Raw genomic sequence first — 21,394 nt, 5'->3', positions numbered from 1 at the left:
GGACGTGTGGTCTGGCGGTTTCTGAGGGCACCAGACGTGTGGTCTGGCGGTGCCACCCCTCAGCGGGTGGCGTCGGCGTGCGCCAGCAGCGAGGTGCTCTCGGAGAGGAACCGCTCGGCATACGGCCCGAACCACTCGCCGATCTCGCGGAACACCTCGATGAATCCCGCGCGATCCTGCTGCTCGATCAGGGCGAGGGCCTGCCCGAACCGCTGGTGGTAGCGCTCGATGATCTCGAGGTTGTCGGACGAGGCCATGATGATGTCGGCGTACAGCTCGGGGTCCTGGGCGAAGAGACGGCCCACCATGATGAGCTCGAGCCGGTAGATGGGGGAGGACAGCGCGAGCAACTCGTCCAGCGGCCGATCCTCGTGGGCCAGGTGCAGCCCGTAGGCGAAGGTGGAGAAGTGGCGCAGTGCCTGGATCAGGCCCATCGCGTGGTCGTGGTCGTGCGCCTCGACCTCATGGACCCTGGCGCCCCACAGTCGCATCTGGTCCAACAACCACTCGCTGGCCTCCGGGTCGCGGCCGGGGGCATAGGCGACGACCTGCTTGGCGAAGCTGTCGACGCCGGGCCCGAACATCGGGTGCAACCCCAGGACCGGCCCCGGGTGGGCGGCGAGCATCGCGGCGAGCGGCTTGGCCTTGGTGGAGGTGAGGTCGACCAGCAGACACCCCTCGGGCAACGGGGGCAGCGCCGCGATGACGTCGAGCGTGTCGTGGATCGGGACGCTGACCAGCACCATCCCGGCACCCGCCAGGAGCTCCTCGGAGCGGTCCCAGTCCTCCTTGTCCAGCACCTCGACCTGGTAGCCGGAGAGCGTGAGCATCCGCCCGAACAGCGCACCCATGGCACCCCGGCCACCGACCACGACGACCGGCCCCAGGTCCGGGGCGCGCCGGGTGAAGCCCATGTTCTTCTCGTGCGTGTAGGACTCCCGCATGCACCGGCGCAGGATGTCCTCGATCAGGTCGGGCGACAGCCCGCGGGCCGCGGCTTCCTCGCGACGCCGCGCGATCATGGCCCGCTCCCGGTCCGGCGCATAGATCGGCAGCCCGTACCGGCCCTTGACCTCGCCCACCTGGCTGACCAGCTCAAGCCGGCGGGTCAGGGCGTCGAGGATGTCGCTGTCGACCTCGTCAATCTGGGCGCGCAGTGACGTCAGCGGGGCATCGGGTGCGTCCATCCCGGAATCGTAGCCACGCCTAGAATGGCGCCCGACCGCGGTGGGTCCACCGCCCCGGTCACGGCCCCCGTAGCTCAATGGATAGAGCAACGGCCTTCTAATCCGTAGGTTGCAGGTTCGAGTCCTGCCGGGGGCGCGCGCCGGCCCGTATGCCGTGAGCTGGCTCGGGCGGACCGTGCGGCGGCAGGTGGGGAGAGTCGTGGGGACCACCGGTCACCGGCGCGGCAACGCCACCTGGGTGAGTGCCTCGGAGACCGTCCAGACGCGCTCGGCCTCCGCCCCTTTGAGCAAATGCTCGCCCCCATCGCGCAGGGACTCCACCTCTCCCTGGACGAGCGGGACCACCTGTTCCATCTCGCCGGGCACAACCCGCCGGCGCGCGGCGCGGGCTCCGACTTCATCAGCCCTGGTCTGCTGCGCATCTTCGACCGGCTGCACGACACCCCCGCCAAGATCGTGACCGAGCTCGGGGAGACGCTGCGACAGACCCCGCTCGGCGTCGCCCTCACAGGTGACCTCACGGCATACCGGGGGCCGGCCCGCAGCATCGGCTACCGCTGGTTCACCGACCCCGCGACGCGGGCGCGGTATGCCCCGGAGGACCACCCGTTCCTGAGCCGGATGTTCGTCTCGGGCCTGCGCGAGGTGACCACCGTGCGAGGTCCGTCATCGCGCGCCGCGCAACTGGCCGACCTCCTGCTCGCACAGAGCGAGGAGTTCCGCGGATTGTTGGACCCAGCACGAGATCGGGGTCCGACCGGAGGAGGTGAAGCACTTCGTCCAGCCCGAGGTCGGTCTCCTGGAGTCTCCGTCATCAGGGACCAGGCGCTGCGCTGAGTGTGGCGCACCACGCCGTGCCGGCGCCCGTGCCTCAGGCCGGATAGACCGCCGCGTGCCCGACCCGCAGCCCCACCCGCTGGCCCGTGTGCAGGGTGTCGTCGGGCTCGCCGGCGGTGAGGGCACGGACTTGGCGACCCAGCCAACGGCAGACGACCGTGCTGCCGGACCGCCCGTAGAGCACCGCCTCGACCTCGGCCGGCGGCCCATCGCCGGCGTCCGGTGCGCAGACCTGGAGGCCCTGGGGGAGCAGCGCCAGGGTGGCCGGCCCGCGGACCTGCCCGGCCGGTCGGGCGAGCCGATCGGGGTCGACGGTGGGGTGGCCGTCCGGCCCGTGGAACACACCCGCGTCGTCGACCGTGCCGTCCACGACGGTCGCGTCGTGCAGGAAGCGGGCCACCGACGCCGAGGCCGGGGCGTCGACCAACTCGGCAGGCGAGCCGACCTGTGCCACCCGGCCGTGGTCGAGCACGGCGATGCTGTCGGCCAGAGCGAGAGCCTCGTCCCGGTCGTGGGTCACCTGGATCACGGTGAGTCCCTCGGTGTCGACCAGTTGGCGCAGGGTCAGGCGCAGGGCGGCGCGCAGCGGCTCGTCGAGGGCGGACAGCGCCTCGTCGAGCAGCAGTGCCTCGGGGCGGGCGACGATCGCCCGGGCCAGGGCGACCCGTTGCCGCTGCCCACCGGACAGGGTGTCGGGACGGCGGTCGGCGAACTCGGTGAGTCCGACCGCGTCCAGCGCGTGCTCGATGCGCTCCTCCCGCTCGGCGCGGCTGACCCGGCGGCGACGCAGGGGGTAGGCGACGTTCTGCTCGACGGTCAGGTGCGGCCACACTGCGTGGTGCTGGAACACCATGGCCAGGTTGCGCCGCTCCGGCGGCACCGGGCGCTGGCCCGCCTCGACGAGCAGCCGGTCACCGGCACGCACGCTCCCGGCCACGGGGTCCAGGAACCCGGCGACCGTACGCAGCAGGCTGGTCTTGCCCGATCCGGATGGGCCGAGCAGGGTCAGCACCGTCCCGTCCGGCACCTCCAGGTCGATGTCGTGCAGCACCGGCACCCTGCCGTAGGCGGCGGAGAGCCCCGCGATCTCGATCCGGCTCATGCTCGCACCCCCTGGGCCATCGAGGAGCTGCCTCGCAGCCAGCGCCGGCGCCGCCCGCCGCTGCCCGGCACAACCATGGCCACGGCCGCCACCCCGACCAGCATGAAGACCAGGGACAGGGCGGAGGAGGCGTTGTAGTCGCCGGCCTGCTGGTAGCTGAAGATCACCACGCCCAACGTCTGGGTGCCGGGCGAGACGAGCAGCACCGACAGGGTCAGCTCGCGCACGGCCGTCACCGCCACCAGTGCGGCCCCGCTGACGGTCGCGGGCAGCGCCAGCCGCACGCTGGTGTCCCAGAGGGAGCGCAGCGGGCCCGCGCCGGAGAGCCGGGCCGCCTCCTCCCAGGAGCTGGCCATCCCGGCGAGCGGGCCGCGGACCGACTGCACGACGAGGGCGGTGAACGCGGTGACGTAGGCGCCCAGGATGACCCACCCGGTGTTGTAGAGCCCGGTGTAGCGACCGAGGATCAGCCAGCCGACCGCAATGATCAGGCCCGGCACGGCCTGGGGGAGCAGCACGGTGAAGAGCATGGGGCCGGAGGTGCGGGAGGCGGCGCGCGTGGTGAGGACGCCGATGGCCAGGCCGAGGACGGCGCACAGCAGGGCCGCCCCTCCGGCCAGCACCACCGAGTTCGTCACGCCGGAGACCGTACTCGGTGCGGTGAGCGCCCGTCGCAGGTTGTCGAGCGTGATCGTCTCCCAGGTGAGCGGGACGCCGGGAGCCGGCAGCAGGGCGCGGGTGGCCAGGGCCAGCAGCGGGCCGACCGTCAGCAGCGTCGCGACCAGCCAGGCCGCCCCCGAGACCGGAGCCCGCAGCCGCCCCAGGGGGAGCACCGTGCCCACCTGCCCGGCCGCGTCCAGCTCCACCGAGCGCCGCGCCACGATCCGGTCGACGATGACCCCGGCAATGCCCAGGATCAGCAAGCACCACCCCGATCTGGGCAGTCACCTGCAGCGGCGCCTCCACCGTGCCGGACTGCAGGAAGCGGTAGATCATCGTGGCCAGGGTGTCGTAGCCGGCGGGCGAGCCGACCAGGATCGGGATGCCGAAGTCGCCCAGGTTGCCCACGAAGACCAGGGTGAACGCGGCGAGCAGGGCCGGGCGGATCAGCGGCAGGGTCACGTCGCCGAACACCCGGCGGGGGGTGGCGCCGGACACCCGGGCGGCGAGTTCCAGGTCAGCCGGCACCCGGGCCAGGGCCGCGGACACCACCAGGTACGCGACCGGCAGCGAGTGCACGGTGAGGAGGAAGACCACCCCGCTGCCGCCATACATCTGCCACGGCGCCCACCCGGTGACCGAGTGCACCAATCCGCCCCGGGTGAGCAGCCCGGTCCAGGCGATGGCGCCGACGAAGGGCGGCACCAGCAACGGGGTCAGCATCAGCAGTCGCACCCCGCCCCGGCCGGCCAGGTCGGACCGGTCCACGAGCACGGCCAGCAGGGCGGCGCCGGCCACCGCGAGCAGCGCCGAGCACAGCGCGGACACCACGGAGTTGAGGGCGGCCTCCAGGAGACCGGCCTCCACCAGCATGGGCAGGTGGTTGGCGCCGAAGGCGAGGGAGACCACCAGCGCCAACGGGGTGAGCACCACCCCGGCGAGGGCCACCCAGATCGAGAGCCGCAGCAGGGGGGTCACTACGGCAGGACCGCCTCCTTGAAGAGGTCCACCGCGCGGGACTGCTCGGCGGTGACCTCCTCCAGGGGGACCTCCAGCAGGGCCAGCTCCTCCAGTGACGGGGCACCGTCGGGGGTCCCGACGTCCGAGCGCACCGGAAGGTAGTTCTGCTCCACGGCGATCGTCTGCCCCTCGCTGGAGACCAGGAAGTCCACGAATGCCGTCGCGCCCTCGGGGTTGTCGCTGGAGGCGAAGACCGCGGCCGGCTGCGCGACGTAGGGCACGCCCTCGCTGGGGTAGGACACCTCGACCGGCGACCCCTGGGCGGCGAGGTCCCGGACGAGGTAGTCCACGACCACGCCGACCGGGCGCGACCCGTCGGCCACGGCCTGGGAGGCGGGGCCGTTCGACTCGGCCACGAGGACGTCGTTCTCGCCGAGGGCCCGGATCCAGTCCTCCCCGAGCGCGTCGGTGAGCAGCCACACCGCGGCGTTGTAGGCGGCCGCCCCCGACACGTCCGGGTTGGGCATCACCAGCTGGCCGGCGTAGGTGTCGTCGGTCAGCTCCTGCCAGGACGTCGGCGGATCCTGCACCGCCCCGGTGTTGTAGGCAATGACGGTCGGGATCAGGCGGGTCCCGACGTAGTACCCCTCGGGGTCGACGACCTGCTCCAGCAGGGCCTCGGCGTCGGCGGGGGTGTGCTCCAGCAGTAGGTCCTGGTCCTTGTAGCCCTCGAAGGTCGGGGCGTCCGCGGCGAGCAGCACGTCGGCGCCCACGTCCCCGGTCTCCAACTCGCTGGCGATCCGGGCGTTCAGGTCGCCCGTGCCTGCCCGGAACACCTGGACCGACACGTCCGGGTGCGCGTCCTCGAACGCGGCGACGATCTCGTCGATCTTCTCCTGCGGCTCGGAGGTGTAGACCGTGATGCTGCCGCTGCCGCCGCCGGTCTGGCCCTCGTCGGAGCCGCCCTCCTCGTCCGCGGCCGGCTCGCTGCACGCCGCCAGCAGCAACGCCGCCGAGGTGAGGGTGGTCACGAGCACGCCGGGGCGCCGGGTCGCCTGCATGGGGTCTCCTTCGTTTCCGCGGAACCTGTCGCGGGGGGAACTGTACGGGGCGGGAAGAGTCAAGGTCACGCAGACCACCGCGCGGAGAACGCCCGGTGGACGCCCGGTGAAGCCTCGTTCGCGCCGGAAATATCGCAACGTGAATGTGATGTATATCTCACAGATTTAGGTTAGCCTGGCCTTAGTAAGTGTTACCTTGGTTCCGATTCTGCCGGGTCCGCGGATCTGGCTCCCACACTCCGCTCCAAGGAGCTCTCAGCCGTGCCTGCGATCAATTCCGTGCTGTCCGGGGGGACGCCGTCCCCCGACGAGACCCCGTTCTCGACCGTGCTGCGGGGGCAGACCAGGGCGGTGCACGAGGAGACTGAGACCTCCGATTTCATGCAGCGCCTGCTCGACGGACGCGTCGGGATCGAGGGCTACGGCGCACTCGCCGCCGAGCACTGGGTGATCTACACCGCGCTGGAGTCGGTTGCCGCACGGCTGGCCACGGACCCCGTCGCGGCCCGGTTCATCGACCCCGCGCTGGAGCGACTGCCGGCACTGGAGGCCGATCTGGCCGCGCTGGTGGGGCTGGACTTCCGCACGGTCATCACCCCCAGCGACGCCGCCCGGGTCTACGCGGCCCGCATCGAGGACGCCGCCACGTGGGCCGGAGGGTTCGTGGCCCACCACTACACCCGCTACCTGGGGGACCTCTCCGGCGGCCTGGCCCTGGGCCGGATCCTGGCCCGCACCTACCCGCTGACCCCCGGCGAGCCCGGCCTGCTCTTCTACCACTTCCCGCAGATCCCCAAGCCGAAGCCGTTCAAGGACGACTACCGCCGCGCGCTGGACGAGGCGCCCTGGACCGAGACGGACAGGGCGCGGATCGTCGCCGAGACCCACGCCGCGTTCCGCCTCAACGGGGCCGTGTTCTCCGCCCTGGCACGCCGGTTCCCCGCTGACGCCGGGGTGGCCGTATGACGACGCGCGCGGTCCGCGGGTCCCGGCACCGGGGGCGTCGGAGCAGTGGGGCGGGTCACGGGCCGGTCGGCGTACTCGTCGTCCTGGTGCTCTGCCTGCTGAGCGCATGCGGCACGGCCCTCGGTGGCGAGGACGCGGACCGTCGATCCCGGCGCCCGGTTGGACGAGGCGACGGTCCTGGAGGACCCCCGCGACTACCAGGGGCCGTCGACGGCCCGCCTGGCGCGGACCGGGATCAACCCGGTCGAGGACCACCCGGCGCAGGCGCTGCCGGTGACGGTCACCGACGCGCAGGGGACCGAGGTGACGATCCACGACACCAGCCGGATCCTGGCGATCGACCTCTACGGCACCACCTCCCGGGTGGTCTTCGAGCTCGGGCTGGGCGACAACATCGTCGGGAGGGACACCTCGTCGGCCTACCCGGAGATCCTGGACCGGCCGCTTGTCACCCAGAACGGTCACGAGCTGAACGGCGAGGCCATCCTGGAATTGGCTCCGTCGGTGATCATCACCGACAGCAGCCTGGGCCCGTGGGACGTGATCCTGCAGATGCGGGAGGCCGGCATCCCGGTCGTGGTCGTGGACTCCCACCGCTCGATGGACAACGTCGACGACATCATCATGCTCGTCGCCGAGTCGCTGGGGGTGCCCGAGCAGGGCGCGGAGCTCGCGGAGCGGACGTCGGCCGGGATCGAGGAGATGGTCTCCCAGATCGCCGGCATCGCGCCCGAGGGGGAGGACGCCCTGCGGATCGTCTTCCTCTATGTCCGCGGACAGTCCGGCATCTACTACATGTTCGGCACCGGATCGGGCACCGACTCCCTCATCGAGGCGCTCGGCGGTCACGATGTCGCGACCGAGATCGGCTGGAAGGGCATGAAGCCGATGACCGACGAGGGGCTCGTCGAGGCCGCGCCGGACCTGGTCCTGATGATGACCAAGGGACTGGAGTCGACCGGAGGGGTGGACGGACTGCTCGAGGCGGTGCCCGCCCTGGCCCTCACCCCCGCGGGGGAGAACCGGCGCATCGTCGACATGGACGACACCGAGATCCTCAGCTTCGGCCCGCAGACCGCCGCCGTGCTGGAGGCCCTCGCCGTGGCCATCTACGCCCCGGAGTCGGCAGGGGACCTGGAGTGAGCGCCAGCCCCGTCGTGCTCAGCCCGCCTCCCCTGCGGGAGTTGCTTCCTGTCCCCGACCAGTCCGTCGTCGGCGCACCCGGCCCGGACCACCCTGACCAGCAGCGTGGGGGCCGGTGGAGGCGCCCCGGCCTGGTCGCCACGGTCGTCACCGGCCTCACCGCGGCGCTCGTCGCCCTCGTGCTGCTGTCGGCGGGGATGGGCCAGATGGGGGTCAGCCCGGCCGAGGTGCTGGGGTCCGTCGGGGACCGCATCGGGCTGGACCTGGGGCCGTCGCCGGCCCACCCGCACGCCGACTCGGCGCTGTGGGTGATCCGGTTCCCCCGGATCGCACTGGCGCTCGTCGTGGGGGCGGCGCTGGCGGTCGGTGGCGTGCTCATGCAGGGGGTGTTCGGCAACCCGCTCGCCGAGCCGGGCATCGTCGGTGTCTCCGCCGGTGCCGCGGCCGCCGCCTGCACCGTGATCGTCTTCGGGATCTCCGTCCTGGGGGACTGGACCCTGGTGGCCGCGGCCTTCCTCGGCGGCCTCGCCACCACCGGGCTGGCCTACGCGACCGCACGGCAGGGCGGCCGCACCGAGGTGGTCACGCTCGTCCTCACCGGGATCGCGGTCAACGCCGTCGCCGGTGCGGTCATCGCCTTCCTCACCTTCCTGGGCGACACCTCGGCCCGGGAGGAGATCGTCTTCTGGCAGCTGGGCAGCCTGAACGGCACCCGCTGGCAGCGCGTCTACGTCGCCGGCCCCCTCATCGTCCTGGGGGTACTCGTCGCGCTGCGCTACACCCGCAGGCTAGACCTGTTGGCCCTGGGTGAGCGTCCCGCTCGACACCTGGGCGTCAACGTCGAGCGGTTCCGGATCCAGGTGATCGTCCTGGTCGCGGTGCTCACCAGGGCACGCCGAGGGGCGTTGGCGTGCTCGGTGGACATGGAGGACAGCATCACAAATCGGCGTCCAGAATGCACGCGGGATAGTTCGGCCAGCTCGATCCTTGCCGGCCACGCCCACCGCGAGGAGATGCGGCATCTGTACATCCAATAGCTCTAAAGATGTACAGTTAGAGTCATGGACGTCGCCGTGAGTGCGCTGCGGGCAGAGCTGGCCCAATGGATCGAGCGCGCCCGCTCGGGCGAGGAGGTCGTCGTGACCGACCGAGGCACGCCGGTTGCCCGACTTGTGGCGGTCGACAGCGCACCACTGCTGGACGAGCTCACCCGGCAGGGCGTGCTGAGTCGGCCGAAGCATGAGGCGCGGCCTTCGGCCCGCCGGGCGAGGCGGGTGCAGGCGTCAGCATCCGTGTCTGAGCTTGTCAGTGAGCAGCGCCGCTAGGCATGGCCATCGTCTATTTCGACAGCAGCGCGCTGGTCAAGCTGCTGGTCGACGAGGATGGCAGTGACCTGACGGCGAGCCTCTGGGATGGCTGCGACGCGGCCGTCTCAAGCCGCCTGGCCTATCCGGAGGTGCACGCGGCACTGGCCGCCGCCGGCCGGTCTGAGCGCCTGGCGCCTGATGAGCAGGCGCAGGCGACAACGCTGTGGGAGCAGTTCTGGGACTCCATCAGGGTGGTCGAGTTGACGGAGCAGGTCGGTGTCTACGCGGGCACCCTCGCCGCCAGGCACGCCCTGCGGGGAGCCGACGCGATCCACCTGGCCAGCGCGCTCGCCGTGGGAGATGCGACGGTGCTCGCGGTGTGGGACAGGCGACTTCATGCCGGTGCAGTGAGCGCTGGCCTCCGGGTCGCGCCTGCACACATGGCCGACTGAGCCCCGCCTCGCCACAAACCTCGTCGCTGGCTCAGGCGGACCCGGGCTCCCTCATGCCGACGCTGGCTCGTCCAGGGCTGACAGCACTCGCTCGGCGCGGCTGAGCACCTGGGCTCGCGGGGTCGCCCTGGCCAGGGCAGTGATCTGCTCCACGACATGGGCTCCCAGGTGGGCGGACAGTTGCGCCTCCAACTGCGCATAGCGCTCCACGTCCTGCCCAACCGGCGGCGGTGCCCCCGCCGCCCCCTGCGCCGCCCCAAGGAAAAAGGCCGCGTCGGACGAGCGTCCGGCGTCAGCCAGGAGCTCGGCCAGCATCCGCAGCAGGGTCCACATCTGCGTCCACGCCCCGAGTCGGCGCAGCTCACCGCACAGGTGATGCCCCAGGGAAACCGCCTCGGCGTGCTCCTCACCACGCACCAGCAGGGCGAACAGCGCGATCCTGGACACCCGGCCGACCTGCTCGGCAGCCACGCGATCCGCCTCCGCCGCCGCCTCTCTGAGCAACTGTGCGCCGCGGGAGGGGTCCGCCAGCGTCTCGACCTCGCCGGCTCCATAGCGGGCGAAGGAGTGCGAGGCGTCGCTGCCGGAGGGGCCGGCCGCGAGGGCGATCTCGGCGTGCTCCCTGGCCCGCACAAGGTCCTGGGAGTAGCAGGCGATCAACGCCAGCGAGGTGTTCGCTTCACCGACCAGCGCGGGATCGGCCGCCAGACTCCGGAACCAGCGGGCTGAGTCGGCGAGATCCCCGGCATACATCGCGGCCACGGCGAGAGCCATCTGAGCGGTGGCAGTTGAGTCGGGGTCCTGCGACATCTCCAACGCCGAGACACCGAGCGTGCGTGCACGCACATGATCACCCCGTTCGGCCGTGGCGAAGGCGGCCGTGGCGACTCCGGCAGCCACGCCCGGCCCGGGCTGCTCGGCGCAGCGCTCCCCCACCTCGATCATCAGGTCCCGCAGGTCCAGACCGGGCGTCCAGTGAAGGCAACGGCCGATCGAGTGGGAGATCTCCGAGGCCAGGGGCAGCTGCCCGCCATCCAGTGCCCGCGTCAGGGCCGTGACCGCCTCACTGCTGCAGTCGCTCAGCCGGGCAGCCACCACCGCCCCGTCGAGCCGCGACCAGTCCGCTCGGATGCCCGCCACCACGTCGCGCACCCAGGCGCCGTGAGCGGCCCCGATCTCGTCCGCACGCCCCGACTCGATCAGGCGGCGCGCCGCGAATGCCCGCACCATCTCCAGCAATCGATAGCGCGGACCGCTGCCGGTGTCCCGGTGGACGACCAGGGAGGACTCGACCAATTCGGCGAGCGCCGGAGCCGGGTCACCGTGCCACGACGAGACCTGAGACATCAGCCCCACCACCGCCTCACCCGTGAACGCACCGGTGAAGACCGACAGGCCGTCGAGCAGGGCCTGTTCGTCAGGCTTGAGCAGCCCATAGGACCAGTCCACCACTGCCCCCAACTTCCCGGACACCCCCACGACGTCGGTGGGAAACCGGGCGAGCACCTCGTCGACGCCCGACGCTGCGGTGCGCGACGCCGCGAGCTCGAGGGCGAGCGGCAGCCCCTCGCAGCGCCGGCACAACTCGGCGACACTCGCTGTGTTGTCCGCGGTCACCGCAAAGGTGGGTCGCAGCCGCCGGACCCGGTCGCCAAACAGCCGGACGGAGGCGCTCGACCCCTGACCACCAACTGACTGGCCCGGATCGGGCACTCCGAGCGGTCCCAGGGGCAGCACCTGCTCCTCCGGCAGGCCGAGTCTCCGCCGGCTCGTGGCCAGCACCCGGACGTTCGAGCACCTGCGGGTGATCGAGGAGACCAGTGGGGTCACCTCGTCGAGGAGGTGCTCGCAGTTGTCGAGCACCAGCAGGTGGGGCACCGCGCTGAGGTATTCCACGAGATCCTCGATCACGGAGTCGACCGCCGGCCCGGCTCCTGCCCCGGCTTCGGTCCCCGACGCCCCCGACGCCCCCGACGCCTCAGACACCGATGCCCCCGACACCGACGGCCCAGACGCCCCCGCTGGCCGCAGCCCGAGTGCCCCCGCCAGCGTCAGGGCAACGCGCCCCGGCCCGATGCCCGCGAGCTCGACGACCGCGACCGGCAGCCCGAGTCGCTCCTGCAGGCCGGCGAGCGCCTCGGCCGTGAGCCGGGACTTGCCGACGCCTCCGGGGCCAGTGACCACGGTGACCCGGTTGCGCTCGGCCGCGGCCTGCAGGTCGGCGAGCTCATCCTCCCGCCCGACGAAGGCGGTCGAGGTGTCGAGCCACTCCGGCACCGGCAAGCCGTCCCTTCGCACCGGAGTCAGGGCGTGCCCGAGGATGCGCCCCTCCAGGTCTGCCAGGTCCGGCGACGGATCCAGCCCCAGCTCGGAGCCCAGCAGCGCCCGATAGGCCCGCAGCCTCTCCAGCGCCTCGGTCTGCCGGCCGGCGTGATAGAGCGCCGTCGCCAGCGCCTCCACCGCCCGCTCCCGGAACGGCTGCCCCGCCAGCAACTCCTCCAGGGGCGGGATGGCCGACTCCGGCTCCCCCCGCTGGACGAGCGCGAACGCACGCGACTCGATCGCCTCCAGTCGCAGGCGACCCAGGTGCTCACTGGACGGCCGCGCAAAGGGCGCGTCGGCATACTCCCCGTATGCCGTCCCGCGCCACAGCGCCAGGGCGCGGCCGAGCAGGTCCCCGGCACGGCCCGGCGCGACCGATCTCGCCGATTCGATCAGGTCCTCGAACGCCGCCGAGTCAAGGCTCGCGCCGCTGAGCTGATAACCGGCCGGTCCGAGGCCGATCGCGTCACGCCCGAGCACCGACCGGAGCCGGGAGAGGACGGTGCGCAGCGCCTTGGGCGGATCCTGCGGCTGATCCTCGCCCCACGCCGCCTCGATCAGCGCGTCAGCCGAGACGGGGTGCCCTGCATGCACGATTAGGCAGGTCAGCACCGCCCGTTGACGGCCCGGTGGGATCTCCCGCTGGCTGCCGTCGACGTGGACCTCGAGCGCGCCGAGCACGCCGAATCGCAGGTCAGGCATCGCCCCCAGTGTGCCCGACTCCCGCGTGAAACTCCCGTGAATCCCGTCCGGCGCACGCTGGCGTCATCCACTCACAGAGGAGAGATCATGACAACCGCAACACTTGACCTGGACAAGGTCGGGGCCTTCGCCCAGCACGTCGGCGCCATGCTGGCCGGCGGCGCGACGGCCGCGATGATGGTGGTCGGCGACAAGACCGGTCTGTATGCCGCGCTGGCAGCAGGCGGGCCCCTCACCCCCGCGCAACTCGCCACCGAGAGCAGGACGGCCGAGCGTTATGTGCGCGAGTGGCTGGCTCAGCAGGCGGCCGTTGGGTTTGTGACCTATGACCCGGCGGAGGGGACCTTCACGCTGCCGCCGGAGCACGCCATGGTGCTGGCCACCGACGACTCACCGGCCTCGATGATCGGCGCCGCCCCGCAGATCAGTGCCATGCACCGCCGGACCGATCAGTTGGCCGAAGCCTTTCGCACCGGGGCGGGCATCCCGTGGGGCGACCAGGACCCCGCCATCTTTGAGGGGACCGAACGGTTCTTCCGCGTCGGCTATCGCAACAACCTGGTCTCCCAGTGGATCGCGGCCCTGGACGGCGTTCACGAAAAGTTGGCCGCCGGGGCGCGGGTGATCGATGTCGGCACCGGCCACGGAGCCCCGCTGCTGCTGCTGGCGGAGGCCTATCCGCACAGCCAGTTCGTGGGTTATGACGCGCACCCACCCTCGGTCGAGACCGCCAACCGGCGCGCCACGGAGGCGGGTGTGGCCGACCGGGTGCGGTTCGAGGTGGACCACTGCCACGGCTATGGCGACCAGGACGTCGATCTGATCACCTTCTTCGACGCCTTCCATGACCTGGGCGATCCGGTCGGTGCCGCGGCGCACGCCCGCCAGGCCCTGGCCGCCGACGGAACCCTGGTGCTGGTGGAGCCTCGGGCCGGCGAAAACCTGGCCGGCACGCTGGCGACCACCCCGATGGCGGCTATCGGCTTTGCGGCGTCGACCTTCTTCTGCACCGCAAACTCGCTGTCCCAGCCGGTCGGTCTGGCGCTCGGCGCCCTGGCCGGCGAGGCCGCGCTGCGCGAGGTGCTGACGGCTGCTGGCTATTCGAGCGTGCGCCGGGCCACCGAGGACGACTTCAACATGGTCATCGAGGCCCGTCCATAGTCGGGTTCGACAGTCCATCCCGCCGCCACGCCGGCCGCGACCGGCTCAGCCGTACCCGGGTGCGTCTGAGCCGGTGGAGGTCGGGTGTGTCGCGGGACGACGCGTCACATGCGGGACGGCATACAGACGTCTGTTGCAGGATGGATCCATGCCCACTGACCTGCAGGAGCTCGCTGCCGACATCGACGCCACCTGCCGGCTGCACGGCGAGTTCACGCTGCGCAGCGGGGCGGTGGCGACCGAATACTTCGACAAGTATCGCTTCGAGGGCGACCCGGCGCTGCTCCGCCGGGTCGCCGAGCAGCTCGTGCCGTTGCTGCCGGCCGACACGCAGGTGCTCGGCGGCCTCGAGCTCGGCGGGGTCCCGATCGCCACGATGGTCAGCTCCCTCACCGGCCTGCCGGCAATCTTTGTGCGCAAGGAGGCCAAGACCTACGGCACGTGTCAACTGGCCGAGGGCGGGGAGTTCGCCGGCCGGACCGTCACGCTGATCGAGGACATCGTCACGACCGGTGGGGCCGTCCGCGCCGCCGCGCTTGCCCTGCGTGACCTGGGTGCGACCGTCCACACCGTCGTCTGCGCCATCGACCGCTCGCATCGCCCTCGCCAGCGCCGCAGCAGCCGCGCTGACGCTCACCCCGGCGCTGGCCGGGGCCGCACCGGAGCGACCCGGTGAACCGCGCTATCAGGAGGGCGCGGACGGCGCGGGCGATCCCTATTTCCCCCTGGCCGGCAACGGCGGCATCGACGTCCTGCACTATGACCTCGACCTGACCTATCAGCTGCCCGACGCGGAGCCTGCTCCCCTTGAGGGAGCGCTCAACGGGGTCGCCACCATCGAGTTGCGGGCGACGCAGGACCTCGACCGGTTCAACCTGGACCTCCGGGGGCTGACCGCCACCAAGGTCGTCGTCAACGGCAAGTCGATGCGCTTTGACCAGGTCGACAACGAGCTGCAGATCAGCCCGCGACCCAAGCTCAAGACCGGGGACGTGGCCACGGTCGAGGTCACCTACGGCGGCACCACGACCCGCCCGACCGACATCGAGGGCGCGCTCTATGGCTGGGTGACCACCCGAGACGGCGCGATGGTCGTCAGCGAGCCGGACGGCTCGGCGACCTGGTTCCCGGTCAGCGACCACCCGACCGACAAGGCGAGCTATGACTTCGCGATCACCGTGCCCGAGGGGTCGGTGGCCGTCGCCAACGGGCTGCTCGTCGGCTCGGAGACGCTCGATGGCTGGACGACCTGGACGTGGGACGCGCCGGACCCGATGGCGGCCTATCTCGCGACGGCGACCGTCGGTGACTTTGAGCTCAACACCTACACCGCAGCCAACGGCACGCCGATCATCGACGCCGTCGACCCGGCCCTCCCGCCGGCCAACTCAGCGGACCTGGCCCTGACCAGCGACATGCTCGTCTTCTTTGAGGACAAGTTCGGCCCCTATCCGTTCAACTCCTATGGCGCGATCGTCGACGACGACTCGGTCGGCTATGCCCTGGAGGCCCAGACCCGCTCGTTCTTCAGCCGCAACGCCCGCGAGAGCACCGTCGCCCACGAGTTGGCTCACCAGTGGATGGGCAACCACGTCAGTCCCGGTGCGTGGGCCGACATCTGGCTCAACGAGGGCTGGGCGACCTATTCCTCCTGGATGTGGCGCGAGCACCAGGGAGGCAGCACGGCACAGGAGAGTTTTGACGACCTGATGGCTCTGCCCGCCGACCACCCGTTCTGGGACCTCGTCGTGGCCGACCCCGGCCCGCTGTGCGCCGGGCGCGCCGCTCCGGGGGTGGGCCCGCGACTGCGCCTGCGACTGCGCCCGCGGGCCCAGCCTCAACCGAGGGGAGCTGACCCCAGGGCAGTGCCCGGGCGGCCACAGCCACAGGAGTCGCGGTGCCGGATGGTGGCCGGCACCTGCACCTGCACCTGCTGCGGCGGGGCGGTGCTGCCGGCCACGCGGTCCAACAGCAGCTCGACGGCCCGGGTCCCGATCTGGGCACAGTCCTGGGCCACGGTGGTGAGGCGGGGGGAGAAGACATCGGCCCACTCGAAGTCGTCGAAGCCCACCAGCGCGACGTCGTCCGGGATGGAGCGGCCGGCGTCCTGGAGCGCGCGGAGGCTGGCGAGCAGCATGACGTTGTTGGCCGCCACGATCGCGGTGGGCGGGTCCGGGATCCGCAGGAGGGCGGCGACCGCGGTCGAGGTGGTGGCGCTGTCCGAGCCGCCGTCCGCCACGAGGGCAGGATCGAGGGGTATGCCGTGCTGAGCCAGTCCGGCGCGGTAGCCGGCCAGCCGCTCGTCGGTGGTCGTCAGTCCGGCGAGCCCGGAGACCATGGCGATCCGGCGGTGGCCCTCCTGTGCCAGGTGGCCGACCAGGTCCGCGAGGGGCCTGCTGTTCTCGGTGCTGACGCTGTCGAAGCGCGGGTCGGGGGAGCGGTCGACCAGGACCGTCGGCAGCCGGCTCTCGGCCAGTCGGTCCAGCAACGGCCCGGCCCCTGCCGACGGGGCGATGAGGAGTCCTTCGACCCGCCGGGACCGTAGGGTCGCGACCAGGTCGGCCTCGGTCTGGGGATCCTCGTGGGTGTCCCCGAGGAGCAGAACGTGCCCGGCGGCGCTGGCCGCCTTCTCGATGGCGTGCACGAGCTCCCCGAAGTAGGTGTTGCGCAGCACCGAGATGGCTACTCCCAGCTGCTGGGTCCTGGCCCGGACCAACGCCCTGGCCTGCTGGTTGGGGACATAGCCCAACTCGTCGATGGCGCTCAGCACCGTGCGCCGGGTGGACTCGGCGACAGGGCGCGTCCGGTTGACGACGTGGGAGACCGTCGTGGTCGACACACCGGCCCGCCTCGCCACGTCCAGCAAGGTGGTCACGCGGTCAGCATGCCATGGCCCGCAAACGCTTGCACGCAAACGCTTGCGCAACCTCGCGTGGTCTGGTTGAGTGCTGGGAGACATCTCAGTGACGCAGATCACAAGCAAAGGAGCGGGAGATGGCGCGTGGACGGGTCGGGACCTCAGGCAACTGGTGGCGGCGCAGCGTGGCCGTGGGAGCAATCGGGTTGCTTCTCGCGGCGTGCGGCAACGGGGACGAGGGCAACGGAAACGGCGGCGAGGGTGACAGCGACGGCGGGGGAACCGCCGACGGCGGATCCGACATCAGCATCGGGTTGGTCACCAAGACGGAGACCAACCCGTTCTTCGTGAAGATGCGTGAGGCGGCCGCGGCCGACGCGGAGGAGCGCGGCATCTCCCTCACGGCACTCGCGGGCGAGTTCGACGGCGACAACGAGGGGCAGGTCCAGGCGATCGAGAACCTCATCGCCCAGGGCGTCGACGGGATCCTGATCACGCCCAACAACTCCACCGGGGTGCTGGGTGCCATCGAGCAGGCCCGGTCGCAGGGCATCATCGTCATCGCGCTGGACACCGCGACCGAGCCGGAGGACGCGGTGGACGCGACGTTCGCCACCGACAACCTTGAGGCAGGGCGGCTGCAGGGCGCCTACGTGCGCGAGGCCCTCGGCGACGCCGAGCCGCAGTTGATCATGCTCGACGGGACCGCCGGTGGCACCGTCGATGAGTTCCGGCACAACGGGTTCCTCGAGGGGTTCGGGCTGGCCGAGGGCGACCCCGAGATCCTCGGCATGGAGAACACCCAGGGCGACCAGAACAACGCGCAGACCGCGATGGAGAACCTCCTGCAGCGCAACAGCGGTGCCAATGCCGTCTACACCATCAACGAGCCGGCCGCCCGCGGCGCCTACGCGGCGATCGAGGCGCAGGGGCTGACCGACCAGATCACGATCGGGTCGATCGACGGCGGGTGCGAGGGTGTGCAGGACGTCGCCGACGGCAAGTACGCCGCCACGGTCATGCAGTTCCCCGGCTCCATGGTCGAGCAGGGGATCGAGGCCGTCGTCCAGGCCGCCGAGGGTGGCGAGGCGCCCTCCGGATTCGTGGACACCGGTGCCGTGCTGATCACCGACAACCCCGTGGAGGGGCTGGAGTCGGAGGACACCGCCTGGGGTCTGGAGAACTGCTGGGGCTGAGGCTCCTGCCGCACCATGACGCAGACCACGTCCTCGGCCGACCCCGCGCCGGAGCATCCCGTCGACCCGTCGACGCGGCGACGTGAGGGCCTGGGCCGGGCCCTGCGCACGCCGACCCTCGGCCCGCTCGCCGCCCTGGTCGTGGCGATCATCTTCTTCACGCTCACGACCGACACCTTCGCGACGGTCAGCAACGCCTCGTTGATCCTGCAACAGGCGATCGTCGTCGGGACCCTGGCCCTCGGGCAGACCCTGATCATCCTCACCGCCGGGATCGACCTGTCCAACGGCGCCATCGCCGTCCTGGGCACCATCGTGATGGCCAAGCACGTCTTCGAGGGTGGTGATCCCCTGGTGGCCCTCGCCCTGGGATTCGTGATCACGCTGCTGCTCGCCACGATCAGCGGGCTCCTGGTCACCCGGCTGAACCTGCCGCCGTTCATCGTCACCCTGGGGATGCTGACGGTCGTGTATGCCGTGGCGCGGCTGTACTCGGAGTCGCGCAGCTACTCGGTGACCGACGACCTGCTCCGTATCTGGGGGCAGGGGGCCACGCTCGGCGGGGTGCGGCTCACCTGGGGCACCATGCTGCTGCTGCTCGTCTATGTGCTGCTGTGGTTCGCCCTCACCAGGACCGCGTGGGGACGACACGTGTATGCCGTGGGCAACGCGCCCGAGGCGGCACGCCTCACCGGGATCAAGGTGCGCCAGGTCGTCCTGTCGGTCTACGTCGTCGCCGGCGCGTTGTACGGCCTGGCCGCGTGGCAGGCACTCGGGCGCATCCCCAACGCCGACCCGAACGCCTACCAGATGGCCAACCTGGACAGCATCACCGCCGTGGTGATCGGGGGCACTAGCCTGTTCGGCGGGCGGGGCAGCGTGCTGGGCACCCTGATCGGGGTGCTGATCGTGGGGGTGCTCCGGTCGGGACTGACCCAGGCTGGGATCGACAACCTCTACCAGGACGTGGCCACCGGCATCCTGGTCATCGTCGCCGTCTCGCTGGATCAGATCTCGCGGCGGAGGGCAGCCCGATGAGCGCCGCCGGGCCGGTCCCGGTGCTCCAGGCACGGGGCCTGACCAAGCGCTACGGCCACGTCACCGCCATGTCCGACGCCGACTTCGAGCTGCTGCCGGGTGAGGTGCTGGCCGTGATCGGGGACAACGGGGCGGGCAAGTCCACCCTGATCAAGGCGCTCTCGGGCGCGGTCGTCCCGGACGCGGGCGAGGTGCTGCTGGAGGGGCAGCCGATCCGGTTCCGCTCACCCATCGAGGCCCGGGCCCACGGCATCGAGACGGTCTACCAGGACCTGGCCGTGGCGCCGGCGCTGGACATCGCCTCCAACCTGTTCCTCGGCCGCGAGCTGCGCCGGCCCGGCGTCCTCGGGTCGGTGTTCCGGATGGTGGACGCTGCCGGGATGCGGGCCGAGGCGCGGCGCCAGCTGGACTCCCTGGGGGTCCGGGTCCCCGACGTCCGCCAACCGGTGGAGAGTCTGTCGGGCGGGCAGCGGCAGAGCGTCGCGGTGGCCCGGGCCGCAGCCTTCGGCACCCGCCTGGTGATCATGGACGAGCCGACCGCGGCACTCGGGGTGCGCGAGAGCGGGATGGTGCTCGACCTGATCCGCCGGATCAGGGACCGGGGCCTGCCGGTGGTCCTGATCAGTCACAACATGCCCCAGGTCTTCGAGATTGCCGACCGGATCCACGTGCACCGGCTCGGGCGACGCGTCGCCGTGGTCCGCCCCGAGGACCGGACCATGTCCGAGGTCGTGGCGATCATGACCGGAGCGATGGACGCCGAGGGCAGGGCCATCGTGGCCAACCCGCACACCGAGGGGACCCGGGAGTGAGCCCACCGCGGGGCGTCTTCGTCGGCCTCGCCACCCTGGACGTGATCCACCGTGTCGCGCGGTTCCCCGGGCCGGACGAGAAGGTCGTGGCGCGGCGGGCCGACCTGGCGGCGGGGGGTCCGGCGACGGGGGCCGCGGTCACCTTCGCCGGGCTGGGCGGGGAGGCGGTCCTGGTGACGGCCCTGGGGAGCGGCCCCCTGGCTGGCGCGGTCCGGCACGACCTGGAGCAGCATGGCGTGACGGTCCACGACGTGGCACCCGACGTCGAGTCGGCGCTCCCCGTGTCGTCCGTGACCGTGTTGGACGACACCGGGGAACGGTCGGTGGTGTCGCGCAACGCCGAGGGTCTCCGGGTCCCCGTCCCGTCCGACCTGGAGGATCGGGTGATCACCGCGGACGTGCTGCTGCTCGACGGGCACCACCCATCCCTGGCGGTGGCTGCCGCTCGAGCCGCGCGACGGCATACGATCCCGGTCGTGCTGGACGCGGGGAGTTGGAAACCGGTCACCGAGGAGCTGTCCTCGCTGGCCACGATGGTGATCTGCTCGGCCGACCTTCGGGTGCCGGACCCGGGGCACCACCCCGAGCCGGGCCGCTACCTGCTCCACCTGGGGCCCGACCTGGTGGCCGTCACGGCGGGCCCCGGCCCCGTCCGGTGGTGGACGCGGGACGGGGAGGGTGCCGTCGACGTCCCTGCCGTCCGGGCTCGTGACACGCTCGGGGCCGGCGACGTCTTCCACGGCGCCTACGCCTATGCGGTCGCCGCCGGCGCCGAGCCCGTCCCGGCGCTGGAGCTCGCGGCGGGGGTGGCGGCCCTCCGGGTGTCGCAGACCGGCCCGCGGTCCTGGTTGGCGGACGACGCCCTCCGGGAATTCACGCAGCAGGCATCCCCACGACGGTCGGCACCAGGGGGCGGAGCGTGACGACGCAGGTGCCGGAGCCGATCCTCCCGGACCCGGCCCTGCTGGCACGTGCCCTCGCCCTGACGACCTCCGGACACCGGGCCCTCCTGGGGATCACCGGCCCGCCCGGCTCCGGCAAGTCGACGCTCGCCGAGGCCCTGGTCTCCGCGGTGGGGCCGGCCGCGCGGCTGGTCGCCATGGACGGCTTTCACCTCGCCGACGCACAGCTGCACCGCCTCGGCCGGCACGACCGGAAGGGCGCCCCGGACACCTTCGACCCCGCCGGTTTCGTCGCGCTGCTGCGACGGATTCGTTCCCAGGAGGAGCCCGTGGTCTACGCGCCACGGTTCGACCGCACCCTGGACGAGCCGATCGCCGGGGCGGTCGACATCCCCCGGGAGACCGCCCTCGTGGTGGTGGAGGGCAACTACCTGCTGCTCGACCAGGGGCCCTGGGGTCAGGTGCGGGACCTGGTGGACGAGTGCTGGTACCTCGACCTGCCGGAGCCGGTGCGCCACGCGCGGCTGCAGGCGCGGCACGTCCGCTACGGCCGGACGGTGCAGGAGGCGCGGGAGCGGACGCTGGGCAGTGACGAACGCAACGCGGCGCTGATCGGGGCCACCCGGGACCGCGCCGACCTGGTGGTGCGCCACGCCGGCGCACCCCGGGGATCGTCGACCCCCTGAGCGCGTCGGGTTGGTGGCAAGGCCCCGGGGGAGGCAGTCTTGG

The 21,394-nt window shown here is 71.7% G+C and carries 18 protein-coding genes, 1 tRNA gene and 3 pseudogenes; 15 read left to right on the top strand and 7 right to left on the bottom strand.

Going from position 1 to position 21,394, the window contains the following annotated elements:
* Positions 1–59 precede the first annotated feature (59 nt).
* Positions 60–1,187 carry a bifunctional chorismate mutase/prephenate dehydrogenase gene (gene tyrA / locus AC1QRC_RS15195; protein WP_484204109.1) on the bottom strand — a complete coding sequence of 376 codons (1,128 nt, stop codon included), beginning with the start codon at positions 1,185–1,187 and terminating at the stop codon, positions 60–62.
* A 63-nt stretch (positions 1,188–1,250) separates the two neighbouring features.
* On the opposite strand from tyrA, the gene AC1QRC_RS15190 reads away from it, so the two are divergent.
* Positions 1,251–1,323, top strand: a tRNA-Arg gene (locus tag AC1QRC_RS15190).
* A 134-nt stretch (positions 1,324–1,457) separates the two neighbouring features.
* Positions 1,458–1,992, top strand: a pseudogene (locus AC1QRC_RS15185) (MmyB family transcriptional regulator); the annotation flags it as partial.
* Positions 1,993–2,058: 66 nt separating this feature from the next.
* Here AC1QRC_RS15185 and AC1QRC_RS15180 read toward each other — a convergent pair.
* From AC1QRC_RS15180 to AC1QRC_RS15165, 4 genes and pseudogenes are all read right to left on the bottom strand, one after another.
* Complete coding sequence (locus tag AC1QRC_RS15180) at positions 2,059–3,126, bottom strand: ABC transporter ATP-binding protein (protein WP_484206659.1); 1,068 nt, start codon at positions 3,124–3,126, stop codon at positions 2,059–2,061.
* A complete protein-coding gene (locus AC1QRC_RS15175) occupies positions 3,123–4,049 on the bottom strand; it encodes an ABC transporter permease (RefSeq protein ID WP_484204108.1) in 927 nt (308 codons plus the stop codon). The genes AC1QRC_RS15180 and AC1QRC_RS15175 overlap by 4 nt, the downstream gene beginning before the upstream one ends.
* A gap of 103 nt (positions 4,050–4,152) precedes the next feature.
* Positions 4,153–4,509 (bottom strand): annotated as a pseudogene (locus AC1QRC_RS15170) (ABC transporter permease subunit); the annotation flags it as partial.
* Between the two features lie 254 nt (positions 4,510–4,763).
* Positions 4,764–5,807 (bottom strand): ABC transporter substrate-binding protein, encoded by a 1,044-nt coding sequence (locus tag AC1QRC_RS15165; protein ID WP_484204107.1) that lies wholly within the window; start codon positions 5,805–5,807, stop codon positions 4,764–4,766.
* A gap of 261 nt (positions 5,808–6,068) precedes the next feature.
* On the opposite strand from AC1QRC_RS15165, the gene AC1QRC_RS15160 reads away from it, so the two are divergent.
* From AC1QRC_RS15160 to AC1QRC_RS15140, 5 genes are all read left to right on the top strand, one after another.
* Positions 6,069–6,773, top strand: a complete 705-nt coding sequence (locus tag AC1QRC_RS15160) for a biliverdin-producing heme oxygenase (RefSeq protein ID WP_484204106.1) — start codon at positions 6,069–6,071, stop codon at positions 6,771–6,773.
* Between the two features lie 123 nt (positions 6,774–6,896).
* Positions 6,897–7,916, top strand: a complete 1,020-nt coding sequence (locus tag AC1QRC_RS15155) for a heme/hemin ABC transporter substrate-binding protein (protein ID WP_484204105.1) — start codon at positions 6,897–6,899, stop codon at positions 7,914–7,916.
* Positions 7,913–8,953 carry a FecCD family ABC transporter permease gene (locus AC1QRC_RS15150; protein WP_484204104.1) on the top strand — a complete coding sequence of 347 codons (1,041 nt, stop codon included), beginning with the start codon at positions 7,913–7,915 and terminating at the stop codon, positions 8,951–8,953. The genes AC1QRC_RS15155 and AC1QRC_RS15150 overlap by 4 nt, the downstream gene beginning before the upstream one ends.
* Positions 8,954–8,977: 24 nt before the next feature.
* Positions 8,978–9,241, top strand: a complete 264-nt coding sequence (locus AC1QRC_RS15145; RefSeq protein WP_484204103.1) for a type II toxin-antitoxin system Phd/YefM family antitoxin — start codon at positions 8,978–8,980, stop codon at positions 9,239–9,241.
* 2 nt (positions 9,242–9,243) lie between these two features.
* Entirely contained in the window at positions 9,244–9,675 is a 432-nt protein-coding gene (locus AC1QRC_RS15140; RefSeq protein ID WP_484204102.1) for a type II toxin-antitoxin system VapC family toxin, read from the top strand.
* Between the two features lie 51 nt (positions 9,676–9,726).
* On the opposite strand, the gene AC1QRC_RS15135 is transcribed toward AC1QRC_RS15140, so the two are convergent.
* Positions 9,727–12,699: an ATP-binding protein gene (locus AC1QRC_RS15135; protein WP_484204101.1), complete on the bottom strand. Its 2,973-nt coding sequence runs from the start codon at positions 12,697–12,699 to the stop codon at positions 9,727–9,729.
* Positions 12,700–12,735: 36 nt separating this feature from the next.
* On the opposite strand from AC1QRC_RS15135, the gene AC1QRC_RS15130 reads away from it, so the two are divergent.
* The 3 genes and pseudogenes from AC1QRC_RS15130 to AC1QRC_RS15120 all read left to right on the top strand — a co-directional run.
* The gene (locus AC1QRC_RS15130) at positions 12,736–13,860 is read left to right on the top strand and encodes a methyltransferase domain-containing protein (protein WP_484204100.1); all 1,125 of its coding nucleotides are present in this window, start codon (positions 12,736–12,738) and stop codon (positions 13,858–13,860) included.
* Positions 13,861–14,008: 148 nt separating this feature from the next.
* Entirely contained in the window at positions 14,009–14,536 is a 528-nt protein-coding gene (locus AC1QRC_RS15125; RefSeq protein ID WP_484204099.1) for an orotate phosphoribosyltransferase, read from the top strand.
* Positions 14,457–15,533 (top strand): annotated as a pseudogene (locus AC1QRC_RS15120) (M1 family metallopeptidase); the annotation flags it as partial. The gene AC1QRC_RS15125 and the pseudogene AC1QRC_RS15120, both read left to right, overlap by 80 nt.
* Positions 15,534–15,697: 164 nt before the next feature.
* On the opposite strand, the gene AC1QRC_RS15115 reads toward AC1QRC_RS15120, so the two are convergent.
* On the bottom strand, positions 15,698–16,819 hold the full coding sequence (locus AC1QRC_RS15115) for a LacI family DNA-binding transcriptional regulator (protein WP_484204098.1): 1,122 nt from the start codon (positions 16,817–16,819) through the stop codon (positions 15,698–15,700).
* 35 nt (positions 16,820–16,854) lie between these two features.
* Between AC1QRC_RS15115 and AC1QRC_RS15110 the strand changes: the two genes are divergently transcribed.
* Genes AC1QRC_RS15110 through AC1QRC_RS15090 form a run of 5 tightly spaced genes read left to right on the top strand, consistent with a single transcriptional unit; the run spans position 16,855 to position 21,351 of the window.
* Positions 16,855–17,913: a substrate-binding domain-containing protein gene (locus tag AC1QRC_RS15110; RefSeq protein ID WP_484204097.1), complete on the top strand. Its 1,059-nt coding sequence runs from the start codon at positions 16,855–16,857 to the stop codon at positions 17,911–17,913.
* A gap of 15 nt (positions 17,914–17,928) precedes the next feature.
* Positions 17,929–18,951, top strand: a complete 1,023-nt coding sequence (locus tag AC1QRC_RS15105; protein ID WP_484204096.1) for an ABC transporter permease — start codon at positions 17,929–17,931, stop codon at positions 18,949–18,951.
* Positions 18,948–19,763, top strand: a complete 816-nt coding sequence (locus AC1QRC_RS15100) for an ATP-binding cassette domain-containing protein (RefSeq protein ID WP_484204095.1) — start codon at positions 18,948–18,950, stop codon at positions 19,761–19,763. Before AC1QRC_RS15105 ends, AC1QRC_RS15100 begins: the two co-directional genes overlap by 4 nt.
* Entirely contained in the window at positions 19,760–20,686 is a 927-nt protein-coding gene (locus AC1QRC_RS15095) for a PfkB family carbohydrate kinase (protein WP_484204094.1), read from the top strand. Before AC1QRC_RS15100 ends, AC1QRC_RS15095 begins: the two co-directional genes overlap by 4 nt.
* Positions 20,683–21,351 carry a nucleoside/nucleotide kinase family protein gene (locus AC1QRC_RS15090; protein ID WP_484204093.1) on the top strand — a complete coding sequence of 223 codons (669 nt, stop codon included), beginning with the start codon at positions 20,683–20,685 and terminating at the stop codon, positions 21,349–21,351. The genes AC1QRC_RS15095 and AC1QRC_RS15090 overlap by 4 nt, the downstream gene beginning before the upstream one ends.
* The last annotated feature ends 43 nt before the right edge of the window (positions 21,352–21,394 follow it).

Source organism: Ornithinicoccus sp. (assembly GCF_057176825.1).
Note: the sequence above shows the minus strand (reverse complement) of the source record. Positions and strands in the feature narration are given on the sequence as shown.

Coding starts and splice junctions, on each gene's coding strand:
- tyrA (WP_484204109.1), bottom strand. CDS start 1,187: ATGGACGCACCCGATGCCCCGCTGACGTCACTGCGCGCCCAGATTGAC.
- AC1QRC_RS15180 (WP_484206659.1), bottom strand. CDS start 3,126: ATGAGCCGGATCGAGATCGCGGGGCTCTCCGCCGCCTACGGCAGGGTG.
- AC1QRC_RS15165 (WP_484204107.1), bottom strand. CDS start 5,807: ATGCAGGCGACCCGGCGCCCCGGCGTGCTCGTGACCACCCTCACCTCG.
- AC1QRC_RS15145 (WP_484204103.1), top strand. CDS start 8,978: ATGGACGTCGCCGTGAGTGCGCTGCGGGCAGAGCTGGCCCAATGGATC.
- AC1QRC_RS15140 (WP_484204102.1), top strand. CDS start 9,244: ATGGCCATCGTCTATTTCGACAGCAGCGCGCTGGTCAAGCTGCTGGTC.
- AC1QRC_RS15135 (WP_484204101.1), bottom strand. CDS start 12,699: ATGCCTGACCTGCGATTCGGCGTGCTCGGCGCGCTCGAGGTCCACGTC.
- AC1QRC_RS15125 (WP_484204099.1), top strand. CDS start 14,009: ATGCCCACTGACCTGCAGGAGCTCGCTGCCGACATCGACGCCACCTGC.
- AC1QRC_RS15115 (WP_484204098.1), bottom strand. CDS start 16,819: ATGTCTCCCAGCACTCAACCAGACCACGCGAGGTTGCGCAAGCGTTTG.
- AC1QRC_RS15110 (WP_484204097.1), top strand. CDS start 16,855: ATGGCGCGTGGACGGGTCGGGACCTCAGGCAACTGGTGGCGGCGCAGC.
- AC1QRC_RS15105 (WP_484204096.1), top strand. CDS start 17,929: ATGACGCAGACCACGTCCTCGGCCGACCCCGCGCCGGAGCATCCCGTC.
- AC1QRC_RS15100 (WP_484204095.1), top strand. CDS start 18,948: ATGAGCGCCGCCGGGCCGGTCCCGGTGCTCCAGGCACGGGGCCTGACC.